Source organism: Streptomyces sp. NPDC001832, assembly GCF_040297265.1.
Lineage (GTDB): Bacteria > Actinomycetota > Actinomycetes > Streptomycetales > Streptomycetaceae > Streptomyces.
The window spans coordinates 1-11,355 of sequence record NZ_JBEOYU010000074.1; the positions used below are offsets into that span (position 1 = coordinate 1).

General features: G+C 68.9%; 9 protein-coding genes and 2 pseudogenes. 3 read left to right on the forward strand and 8 right to left on the reverse strand.

Features of this window, described 5'->3' with window-relative positions:
* The 7 genes and pseudogenes from ABT115_RS30985 to ABT115_RS30280 all read right to left on the reverse strand — a co-directional run.
* Positions 1–73, reverse strand: a pseudogene (locus tag ABT115_RS30985) (IS200/IS605 family transposase); the annotation flags it as partial.
* Positions 74–183: 110 nt separating this feature from the next.
* Positions 184–495 (reverse strand): annotated as a pseudogene (locus ABT115_RS30255) (helix-turn-helix domain-containing protein); the annotation flags it as partial.
* A 43-nt stretch (positions 496–538) separates the two neighbouring features.
* Positions 539–1,504, reverse strand: a complete 966-nt coding sequence (locus tag ABT115_RS30260; protein ID WP_351796540.1) for a glycine betaine ABC transporter substrate-binding protein — start codon at positions 1,502–1,504, stop codon at positions 539–541.
* Between the two features lie 16 nt (positions 1,505–1,520).
* Positions 1,521–2,312, reverse strand: a complete 792-nt coding sequence (locus tag ABT115_RS30265; protein WP_351796543.1) for an ABC transporter permease — start codon at positions 2,310–2,312, stop codon at positions 1,521–1,523.
* 104 nt (positions 2,313–2,416) lie between these two features.
* A complete protein-coding gene (locus ABT115_RS30270) occupies positions 2,417–3,670 on the reverse strand; it encodes an ABC transporter ATP-binding protein (RefSeq protein WP_351796546.1) in 1,254 nt (417 codons plus the stop codon).
* On the reverse strand, positions 3,663–4,310 hold the full coding sequence (locus ABT115_RS30275) for an ABC transporter permease (protein WP_351796549.1): 648 nt from the start codon (positions 4,308–4,310) through the stop codon (positions 3,663–3,665). The genes ABT115_RS30270 and ABT115_RS30275 overlap by 8 nt, the downstream gene beginning before the upstream one ends.
* 15 nt (positions 4,311–4,325) lie before the next feature.
* Positions 4,326–4,802: an Lrp/AsnC family transcriptional regulator gene (locus ABT115_RS30280; RefSeq protein WP_351796552.1), complete on the reverse strand. Its 477-nt coding sequence runs from the start codon at positions 4,800–4,802 to the stop codon at positions 4,326–4,328.
* Positions 4,803–4,935: 133 nt separating this feature from the next.
* On the opposite strand from ABT115_RS30280, the gene hppD reads away from it, so the two are divergent.
* Positions 4,936–6,081, forward strand: coding sequence for a 4-hydroxyphenylpyruvate dioxygenase (gene hppD, locus ABT115_RS30285; RefSeq protein ID WP_351796555.1), 1,146 nt, complete (start codon positions 4,936–4,938; stop codon positions 6,079–6,081).
* A 108-nt stretch (positions 6,082–6,189) separates the two neighbouring features.
* On the opposite strand, the gene ABT115_RS30290 is transcribed toward hppD, so the two are convergent.
* Positions 6,190–7,890 (reverse strand): tetratricopeptide repeat protein, encoded by a 1,701-nt coding sequence (locus ABT115_RS30290; RefSeq protein WP_351796557.1) that lies wholly within the window; start codon positions 7,888–7,890, stop codon positions 6,190–6,192.
* A gap of 292 nt (positions 7,891–8,182) precedes the next feature.
* On the opposite strand from ABT115_RS30290, the gene ABT115_RS30295 reads away from it, so the two are divergent.
* Both ABT115_RS30295 and ABT115_RS30300 read left to right on the forward strand, forming a co-directional pair.
* Entirely contained in the window at positions 8,183–9,922 is a 1,740-nt protein-coding gene (locus ABT115_RS30295) for an RDD family protein (protein WP_351796560.1), read from the forward strand.
* 134 nt (positions 9,923–10,056) lie between these two features.
* Complete coding sequence (locus ABT115_RS30300; protein ID WP_351796563.1) at positions 10,057–10,824, forward strand: RDD family protein; 768 nt, start codon at positions 10,057–10,059, stop codon at positions 10,822–10,824.
* Positions 10,825–11,355: the final 531 nt, after the last annotated feature.

The following is an 11,355-nucleotide window of genomic DNA, read 5'->3' on the forward strand; positions in this document are numbered from 1 at the left end:
GGCACCACACCACGTGCAGGCCCAAGTCGTACACGCCGCCGGAGTACCGGCGGACCTTCCGCGTCACAGTCACACGATCACTATACACACGCCACGCATCTAGCTGGGGTCAACAACAGATATCCGTAGGGACAGTTGAGGTCAGAGCAGTCCTGAGAAGCGATTCCCCCCATGCCTAAAGGCACGGGTCCACTCGCTAGCTATCCGATGGAGCACCATGTTCATGGCGCCGCGGACCTCGGGGCCGGCGTCTCGCATGATCTTCGTGTCGAAGGCGCTGCCGGAATGCAGCGCCCGCCACCACCGTTCGCGGCCCTTGCCGAGCGTCGGGTCGTCCTCCACGAAGCCGTACGTGGCCAGTTGACGCAGGTGATAGCTGGTGGCACCGCTGGACTCGCCGAGCCGGTCGGCGAGTTTGGACGCGGTGGCGGGGCCGAACTCGCGGAGCGTGTTGAGCAGTCGGATACGCAGGGGGTGGGCGAGCCCGCGCAGCATGCGGGCGTCGATTGAGCACCTTCGGATCGTCGGTGAGAGCTCCTCATCCCTTCTTGATGAACCCCTCCTGAATCAGCCAGTCCTTCGCCACCTCGTGCGGGTCCTGCCCGTCGACATCCACCTTCGCGTTGAGCACCTGGGCGACCCCCGTCGTCAGCTTCCTGCTGACCGGGTCGAGCAGCCCCGCGATCTCCGGGTACTTCTCAAAGGTCTTGGTGTGGATGACGGGCGCCGCGTTGTAATTGGGGAAGAAGTGCTTGTCGTCCACGAGCACATCGAGGTCCATGGCCCTGATCCGGCCGTCCGTCGTGAACACCTCGCCCAGCAAGCAGGAGTTGGACTGCGAGACCTGGGTGTAGATGATCCCGGCGTCCATCTTCTTGATGTTCGCGGCCGGGAGGGACATCCCGTACGCCTTCTCCATGCCCGGCAGCCCGTCGTCGCGCGAGGCGAACTCGTTCTCCACGCAGATCGTCACCGCCGACGGGTCCATCTTCGCCAGTGCGGCGACATCGGAGAGCGTCCGCAGGTGGTGTTCCGCGTTGTTCTTCCTGCTGATGGCCAGCGCGTAGGTGTTGTCGAGGGTGGACGGCGTCAGCCAGGTCACCCCGTTCTTCCGGTCCTCGTCGCGGACCGCCTTCCACTGCTCCAACGGGTCGGCGATCGGCTTCGCATGGCCCAGATAGGTGATCCAGCCGGTGCCGGTGTACTCGTACATCGCATCCGCACTGCCGTTGACGATCGCCTCGCGCGCACTGATCGAACCGGGCAGGTTCGTCCGGTCCAGGACCTCCGCGCCGGCGGCCTTGAAGACCAGGCCGATCATCTGGCCCAGGACGATGTTCTCGCTGAAGTTCTTCGAGGTGACGGTCAGCGAGGCTCCGTGCAGTGGCCGCCCCTGGCCGACGGAGCCCGGCATCACGTTGTCCACCATCGGCGAGCCGCTCTTCAGCCCGCACCCGGCGAGCGTCAGCGCCAGCGCCACCGCCCCCACGAGCCCGACACGCACCTTCCGCGGGCCCACCTCACCCCACCTCCAGTCCGCGCGGCGTCAACGCCAGCTCGACCAGCGAGGCCAGCCAGTCCACCAGCAGTGCCAGCACCACCGTGAGTACGGAGCCGAGCACCAGCACCGGCATCCGCTGGGTCTGGATGCCCGAGGTGATCAGGTCCCCGAGGCCGCCGCCACCGACGAAGGTGGCCAGGGTCGCCGTACCGACGTTGAGCACCAGCGCCGTCCGTACACCGGCCAGGATCAGCGGGACGGCGAGGGGCAGCTCGACCTTGGTGAGCGTCCCCATCGCCGACATGCCGATGCCGCGCGAGGCATCGACCAGGCTCGGCTCGATCGCCTTGAGACCGGCCACCGTGTTGGAGAACACCGGCAGCACCGCGTAGATCACCATGCCGATGATCGCCGTCGTCGGCCCGATGCCCAGCCAGATGACCAGCAGCGCCAGCAGGCCGATCGCCGGGGTCGCCTGCCCGATGTTGGCGGCCGCCGTGACCAGCGGGGCGCCCTTGCGCAGCCTCCGCCGGGTGAGCGCGATCCCCAGCGGGATGGCGATGATCAGCACCCAGAACGTCGAAATCGCGGTCAGCCTCACATGCTGCCACCAGCGCAGCCGCACATTGCCGCCGGTGAGCGAGTTCCTCGCGATCGAGTCGAGGTGGGTGTGGGTGATCCACAGATAGGTGATGGCCAGGACGATCGCGAGCGCGGCCGGCAGCAGCACCAGCTTGCGCCAGGTGATCCGGCGCCGCGGTCCCGCCGGTGGAGGGGGTTCCTCCTCCTCGTCGTGGAAGGCATGGTCCATGACATCGTCGTGTTCGCCGGGCGGGCGGTCTCTGTCGGACGTGTTCGCCGGGCCGGGGGAGCGCGGAGTCCGCGCTGGTTCGGGACCCAGCGGGGAGTTGGGATTCATGAGCCCGCACCCCCCTCCAGCTCCTGTTCGGTCTGGTGGGCGCGCATGTCCTCCAGGTCGTGCTGGTGCTCGATGGCGGCGAGCCGGTCGGCCTCCAGCAGTTCGTGGACGGAGTTCATCAGGGTGTGCATGTCGACGACCCCGATGAACTCGCCGCGCCGCCCGGTCACCGCGGCCCGCCCGCCGCTGTCAATCAGCACCGCTTCCAGCGCGTCGTGCAGCGTCGCGTCCCGCGTCACCGTGTGATGGACCAGCTGCCCGGCACGCGCCAGCGAACCCCGGGCCCGCATCAGGTCGCCGCGCCGCAGCCACTTGTACGGGCGGTTCCTGCGGTCCAGCATCAGCAGCTCGTTGTGCAGGCTGGTGCGCAGCTTGTTGAAGATCGACTGGAGTGGCTCGTCGACCGTCACCGTCGGGAACTGGGCCATCTCCACATCCCGCACGCGGGTGAGGTTGAGCCGCTTCAGCGCCGCCCCGGCACCGACGAAACCCGAGACGAAGTCGTCCGTCGGGTTGGTGAGGATCGCCTCCGGGGTGTCGAACTGCGCGATGTGTGAACGCTCCCGCAGTACGGCGATCCGGTCACCCAGCTTGATCGCCTCGTCGAAGTCATGGGTGACGAAGACGATCGTCTTGTGCAGGTCGTGCTGGAGCCGGATCAGCTCGTCCTGGAGGTGGTCGCGGGTGATCGGGTCGACCGCGCCGAACGGCTCGTCCATCAGCAGCACCGGTGGATCGGCCGCCAGGGCACGCGCCACGCCCACCCGCTGCTGCTGTCCGCCGGAAAGCGCCCGCGGGTAGCGCCCGTGGAACTCCCGCGGATCGAGACCGACCAGATCGAGCATCTCCTCGACCCGGTCCTTCACCTTCACCTTCGACCAGCCGGACATCTTCGGCACGAGGGCGATGTTCTCGGCGACCGTCATGTGCGGGAAGAGCCCGGACGACTGGATCGCGTAACCGATCTTGCGGCGCAGCTTCACCGGGTCGATGTCGGTGACGTCCTCGTCGTTGATCCTGATCCGCCCGGACGTCGGCTCGATCAGCCGGTTGATCATCTTCAGGGTGGTGGATTTCCCGCAGCCGGACGGGCCGACGAAGATCACCGTTTCACCGGCCTTGATGTCCATCGTGACGTTGTCCACCGCCGGGTTCGGATTGCCCGGATAGCGCTTGGTCAGGTTGTCCAGATGGATGGTGGCGCCGGAAGCGGCCTTCGTCGTCCTGGCACTGCCGGCGGTCTCAGACACGGATCCCCCTGGGAATGGTGAGCCGCCCGAGCAGTACGTACGCGGCGTCGAAGAGCAGGGCGAGAATGACGATGCCGATCGTGCCGGCGAGCACCTGATTGATCGCGTTGGCGCTGCCCAGCGAGGCGATGCCGCGGAAGATCTCGTTGCCCAGACCGGGGCCCGACGCATACGCGGCGATGGCGGCGATGCCCATCAGCATCTGTGTGGAGACCCTGATGCCGGTGAGGATCGGCGGCCAGGCGAGCGGCAGCTCCACCCGGCACAGCCGGGCCGGCCGCGACATCCCGATGCCTTTCGCCGCGTCCACGAGCGACGGGTCGACGCCCCGCAGCCCCACGATCGAGTTACGGACGATGGGCAGCAGCCCGTACAGCGTCAGAGTGATCACCGTGGGCGCGACCCCGAGCCCTACCAGCGGGATGAGCAGACCGATCGCGGCGAGAGAGGGGATGGTGAGGATCGTCGCCGTCGACGTGATGGCCAGCGACCCCGCCCATCCGCTGCGATAGGTGACGACCCCGATCAGGACGCCCAGCACGGTGGCGATGACCATGCACTGGAATACGGCACTGGCGTGCTGGAATGTGTCGGTGAGCAGCTGTTGATGCCGGTTGCCCAGGTACTCCCAGAAGCTCACACGCCACTCCTCGGCTCAGAAGCTGTTGTCCCCCGCGGCCTGCTCGACGAGCGGGATGATGCGCAGCGGAACCGGGTTCTCCATGACGATGGCCGTGGAGGCCCGGACGATGCCATCAAAACCGACAACCCGGTCGATCACCCGTTGAAGATCGGCGTTGGAACGCGCGACGAGACGGCAGAGCATGTCGCCGTGCCCGGTGGTGGTGTGCAGCTCCAGCACTTCCGGAACGCCGGCTAAGTGGGCCCGTACATCGGCTCCTTGACCCTGTTTGATCTCCAGGGTCGCAAACGCGGTCACCGGGTAGCCGAGCGCCGCCGGATCGACGGCCGGGCCGAATCCGCGGATGACTCCATTCGACTGAAGCCGGTCCAGGCGCGCCTGCACCGTCCCGCGTGCCACGCCGAGCCGGCGCGATGCCTCAAGGACGCCGATGCGGGGCTCGCGGGCCAGCAGTACGATGAGTCGCCCGTCCAGGTCATCGATCGCCATGGTGTGCCTCCGGGGGCCACTGTGATGGTCATCATGTACAGATAGCCCGGCCATCATGTCCGTCGACTGTGCAGATTGCCCAGCGGATTCGCAAACTATTGCGCACCTTGCGAAGCGGCGAGAGTCTTCGAATATGACTGAGACTCTGCACACCACCCCCGACACAGCCCGGCAGGCCGACCCCTTCCCGGTCAAGGGAATGGACGCGGTCGTCTTCGCCGTCGGCAACGCCAAGCAGGCCGCGCACTACTACTCGACAGCCTTCGGCATGAAGCTGGTCGCCTACTCCGGACCGGAGAACGGCAGCCGCGAGACTGCGAGTTACGTCCTGACCAATGGCTCCGCCCGTTTCGTCTTCACCTCCGTCATCAAGGCGTCCACCGACCACGGCCGCTTCCTCGCCGACCATGTCGCCGAGCACGGCGACGGCGTCGTCGACCTGGCCATCGAAGTCCCGGACGCCCGCGCGGCCTATGCGTACGCGGTCGAGCACGGCGCCCTCGGCCTCGCCGAGCCGCACGAGGTCAAGGACGAGCACGGCACGGTCGTGCTGGCCGCCATCGCCACGTACGGCAAGACCCGCCACACCCTTGTCGAGCGCACCGGCTACGACGGCCCTTACCTGCCCGGCTACGTCGCCGCGGACCCGATCGTCGAACCGCCCGCCAAGCGGACCTTCCAGGCCATCGACCACTGCGTCGGCAATGTGGAGCTGGGCCGGATGAACGAGTGGGTCGGCTTTTACAACAAGGTCATGGGCTTCACCAACATGAAGGAGTTCGTGGGCGACGACATCGCCACCGAGTACTCCGCCCTCATGTCGAAGGTCGTCGCCGACGGCACCCTGAAGGTGAAGTTCCCGATCAACGAACCGGCGATCGCCAAGAAGAAGTCGCAGATCGACGAGTACCTGGAGTTCTACGGCGGCGCGGGCGTCCAGCACATCGCGCTCGCCACCAACGACATCGTCGCCTCGGTACGCGCGATGCGGGCGGCCGGCGTCCAGTTCCTGGACACCCCGGACTCGTACTACGACACCCTCGGCGAGTGGGCGGGCGAGACCCGTGTCCCCGTGGAGATCCTGCGCGAGCTGAAGATTCTCGTCGACCGCGACGAGGACGGCTACCTGCTGCAGATCTTCACCAAGCCGGTCCAGGACCGCCCGACCGTCTTCTTCGAGATGATCGAGCGCCATGGCTCGATGGGCTTCGGCAAGGGCAACTTCAAGGCCCTGTTCGAGGCGATCGAGCGCGAGCAGGAGAAGCGCGGCAACCTCTGAGCGGTGAAGGCGGGGGCCCGGCGAACCCCGGCCCCCGCCTCAGAGGCCACCCGACAACCTCTCATGCGTCGCTCGTGCCGGAAGGCACTTCGGACGGGCTGATCGGCGTCATCGCGAACCGAAGTGGGACCCGGGCGAGGTAACGCCCAGCCCCATCGGCGGCTGCTCAACATATGCGGCCGGGGCCTTGGCGGGCGCCTGCTGCTGCGGCGCCGGTGCAGCGGGCCGCGGCTTCGCGGGCGCGGGCTTCGCCGCCGGCTCGGGTACCCGGGCGGGCTCCATGGCCTGCGGGACGTCAGGCGGAGGGCCGCCCAGCAAGTCCAGGGCCTTCTGGGCCCGGGACCCTTCCAGCGGCGAGAAGTGCGGGTTGGTGAGCAGGGCCTCCCCCAGATTGCGGCGCGCCGAACCATAGTCCTTCAACGCCTGCTGGATCGCGCCCAGGTGGGCCAGGTACCGGGCGTTGTGCCCAGCCGATTCGACCGCCCGCGTCGCGTACTGCAGTGCGGAGGACGAGTCGCCGGAGCGGTGCAGTGCCCAGGCCAGAGCGTCCGCCACCGCCGCGCTGCGGTGCGACCGGTCCCACTCCGCCTTCAGCAACTTCGTCGCAGCGGCCGGGTCTCCGTGATCGGTCTCGAAACGGCCGCGCAGCAGTGCGTTGTCCACGCCCTGGCCGTCGTCATGCTCGAGAACCTTGCCGAGCTGCGCGTACTGGCTTCGGGCATCTTCGTCCCGGCCCAGCGACTCGTACAACTCACCCAGGTCCAGCATGTATTCGGGCCGGGGGAGGTCGGCCACCGCCGCCTTGTAGTCGCGCTCGGCCTCGTCCGTACGGCCGAGCGCCACCAGCGCCCTGGCCCGGCCGGCGAGCGACGGATGGTGGGCACGGTCGGCCCGCAGCGCCGCGCTGTACTGCGCCACCGCCTCATCGGGCTCGCCCCGCGCCCAGGCCAGTTCGCCCAGCAAATGCAGGCATTCCGCCTTCTGTGCCGGTGTGGTGGCCCGGTCCGCCGCGGCCCGCGCGTCGGCCAGCGCGTCCGCGCGCAGGCCGCGGTCACGGTATCGCTGCGCCGTCCGGATGAGTGCCGGGGCGCCGGAGTGCAGCGCCGTGAACTTCTCCACCGCCGCGTTCGCGGACTTGTAGTCACCGAGGCCGTTGTACGCGTCGATCAGGGCCGGATACACGTTCCACTGCTTCGGCTGCCGTGCCCGTACCGTCTCGCCCCACTTCTTCGCCGTGACGAAGTCGTGCCGGGCATTGGCGAGCGTCGCGAGGCCCACCCAGGCCGCCGTGTTCCCGTTCTCACCCGGCTCGATGTCCAGCGAGCGCTTCAGTGCCTGTTCGGCCCGGCTGTAGTACGACGCGTCCGCGGAACGCTGCCCCCACTCCACAAAGGCCGTACCGAGCAACGCCCACGACGGAGCGTCGGACGGATGCGTGCCCACCCACTGCTGCCGGTCCCCGATCAGCGCCGTCAGATCGGAGAGGGAGGCGGGGGACCCCATGTCCCTGGCCTTCAGGGCCCGCGAAACCGGACCCGGCGAGGGCGGCGGCACGGCGTCCTCGTCCTCCGGCACGGCCACTACCGCACCCGTCACCAGTACAGCGCCCGCCACCGCACCCATGGCCGCCCTGCGCAGCGTCGTACGCAGCGAGGGGGGCGGCAGCTCGGCCGGCGCCGGGTCCGGCGGTGCCGGGTCCAGCGGTGCGGGGCCGGTTCCGGGGGGTTCTGCGGGGCTGGTACCGGGGGGTTCAACGGGAGGCTCGGTCGAATGGGGGGACTTGGGAGACTGCTGCGGCGTGACATCCATGCTGATCACTCTGCGTCAGTACGAAGATCACACCGCGCCTTGCGAAGGCTGCGGCAGACGGGTTCACACCAATGGGCCCGACTGCGTCCTTTGTGCCTGTGGGCTGCCGGTCCCGCGACCGGTCCGCACAGGGAGAGACCGCCCACCTCGCCATCCATGAAGCGACTTCCGGAAAAAATTTCGGCGTGACCGGAAAGTGGACCAAACGCCTGGACTGGCCCAGGGATACGCGGGCTTCTGATAGATGTGGACCCGTTGTATTGAGGCCTCGAAGAGATACGGGACCACGGTGATGAGCGCCCCAACCCCGGCACCCGGTGACGAAAGCCCCCGCGAGGGGTACTACCCCGACCCGTCCATTCCCGGATATATCCGGTACTGGAACGGCGCCTCGTGGGTTCCCGGCACGAGCCGGCCCGCCCCTCAGCGGGGCGAGTCGATGCCCGCGACGTCATCCGGAGCCGCGGCCGAACCACAGCCGCAGCCGCCGGCCCTGGCGCCGGTGGACGAGACCGGTCCGGTGTTCCTCGACGAGGAGCCGTACGCGGACAACCGCCCCGAACCGGCCACCGCGTGGCAGGCCGACGCCTCCCGGCAGACCGGCTTCGGCGGTGAACGCGACCGGCGGGTCTCCTGGGGCGGCACCGGGCAGCCCGGCGATCAGGGCGAACCGGGCTGGCAGGGCGAGCTGGGCCGGCCGTCCGGGCAGGAGTCCGGGGCGGGGCTTGGCCGGGATCCGCGAACGCCTGAGGACCGGGTCCCCGCGATCCGGGAACCTGAGGACCGGGTCCCCGCGATCCGGGAACCTGCGGACCGGCCCCCCGCGATTCGGGAACCTGCCGACCGAACCCCAGCGATCCGGGAACCTGCCGACCGGGCCCCCGCAGACCTGCGTCGGCCGGCCTCCCCGGATCCGACGGGCGGTGCGTTGCCGGCCATGCGTGACGGCCGTAGCCAGGCTCCCGAGAACACCGTAGCGATCCGGGCCGACCGTCCGGGCGGCCCCGGCGGTGGCGCCACGCCCGGCTCGCCCGCCGACGGTACGGTCGTGATCCGCGCCGCGGCCCGGGGCGCCCGCCTGCCCGCTCCCCGGACGACGGAACAGGAGCCCACGGACGGCACGATGGCGGCCCGCGCGATCGCCCCCGGGACCGGCGCGCAGGCTCCCGCACAGTCCCCGGCACAGAACCAGCCCCCGGCTCGGGCACAGAACCAGGCTCCCGCCTCGGCACAGCCCTCAGCCCCGGCCCGGCACCAGGCCCCAGCCCAGGCCCCCGCCGAGCTCAACAGTCCTCTCACCTCGGGCCCCGACGGCGGTGCAGCCTCCTGGGTGCAGCAGGTCCACCAACTCGCCCAGCCCGACCAGGCGGCCCACCCGCAGCTTCAGCAACACCAACCTCAGCAACACCCATCCCCATCCCACCTCCCGCTCCAGGGGCAGCAGCCTCCCCCGCAGCTCGGTGCCCAGGGTGGACAGCCGGACCAGCCCGTCGTGCCCTGGAAGCCCCCGGTCAACGACCCCTTCCAGCAACTCGCCCAGGCCCAGGCATCGGCCCGGCCCGCCGGACTCGGCAAGAGGTTTGCCGCCCGGCTCGTGGACACGGTGGTGCTGGCCGCGCTCGTCGGCGCGATCGGCTTCCCGCTCGTCTCGCGGGCGATGGACCACATCGACGAGAAGATCAGCGCGGCGAAGCTGTCCGGTGAGACGGTCACCGTCTGGCTGGTGGACTCCACCACGGCTGGTCTGTTCGGTGGGGTGCTCGGCGCGTTCCTCGTGCTCGGCGTCCTGCTGGAGGCGCTGCCGACCGCCAAGTGGGGCCGTACGCTCGGCAAGAAGCTCTGTGGACTCGAAGTGCGGGACATCGAGTCCCACGAGCCCCCGTCCTTCGCTGCCGCGCTGCGCCGCTGGCTTGTCTACGGTGTGCTGGGCGTCCTGGTCGTCGGCGTGGTCAATGTGCTCTGGTGTCTGTTCGACCGGCCATGGCGCCAGTGCTGGCACGACAAGGCGGCGCACACCTTCGTGGCGGGCTGACTCCGCGCGAGGGCCCGCGGAGCCCACTCCTCCGGCTGACGGCTCATCGGGGGAGGGGCCTTCGGGTGACGTGCCGTTCCCCCGAACGCACCTGAGCCGTTGCGGGCGCCCGTGGGCCGGGGTGCACTGCCCCCATGAGCAACGATCCGCCGACGTCCGGTCAGCCACCCGAGGACGACCCGTTCCTCAAGAAGCCGCAGGAACCGCAGGGGCCTCAGGAGCCGCAGGAACCGCAGGGGCCTCAGGAGTCGCAGGGACCTCGGGGGCCGGAGGAGCCTCAGGCGCCGCAGGGGCCGTCGTCGGGTCCGCCGTACGACGGCGCTCCGCCGCCTCCGCCTTCGCCGCCTCCGCCTCCTCCGCCGTACGATCCCGGTCTCTACGGCGGCGGTGGCCCGTACGGGGGCGTGGATCCGCTGGCCGGTATGCCGCCGCTCGGCGAGCCCGGCAAGCGGATTCTGGCCAGGCTGATCGACTTCGTGATCATCACGATCCCGCTGTATCTGATCGCGTTGCCGTGGGGTGGCGTGGTCGAGATGAATCAGAGCACCAGCGGCAGAAGCGACGTCGGCGCTCTCCTCAGCCAGACGTACAGCGGGCGCCAACTGCTCTGGTTGCTCATCGCTGTGGTGGCCTACGTCGCGTACGACACGTACTTCACACACAAGGACGGCCGGACCGTCGGCAAGCGGCTGCTGAATCTGCGGGTCGCGATGCTCAACGACGGCAGGGTGCCGGACATTGCTGCGTCGTTCCTACGGGCCGTGGTGCTGTGGTTGCCGGCCCTGCTGTGCTGCCTGTGCCTGTGGTGGCTGATCAACATCGTGTTCATGTTCACAGACAAGCCGTACCGGCAGTGCCTCCATGACAAGGCGGCGAAGACCGTGGTCGTCCAGACCAACTGAGGCCCTTATAACTTAGTGGTCGGCTCCGGAAGTCCTTCGGGGGTTGACTGCAGAGCCGGCGTGGTACCTGGTGTCCCGACTTACCGGATCGCCACCGCGTCTTTCCGAAGGCCGAGTGGCGTCGAGGTTGATGTCGTGGACTTCTCCGCGGGCGTCGCGTCAGACTCATCGGCATGGTGCACCTGCGCGTTCTCACGAAAAGCGACTGGCCGTTGTGGCGGGAAGTTCGCCTTGCTGCGCTGGCGAGGCACCGCAGGCGTTCAACGCTCGGCTTGCGGACTGGCGAAGCGGCGGGGAGGAGCAGTGGCGTGCGCGCTTGGAAATGCCCGACGCCCACAACATCGTTGCGTTGCTGGGTGGTCGAACGGTCGCGCTGGCCAGCGGCCGTTCCGTCCGACGAGGTATCGGCTCCCACCGTGATGCGCTCTCCGTACTTCCCTCTCTGACAGCCTTGACTGAGACGCCCGCTTTGCCGGGTTAGGCTGGAAGGGCGAGAACAGGAGTACACCCCGGCATGGCCAGCACCACCCC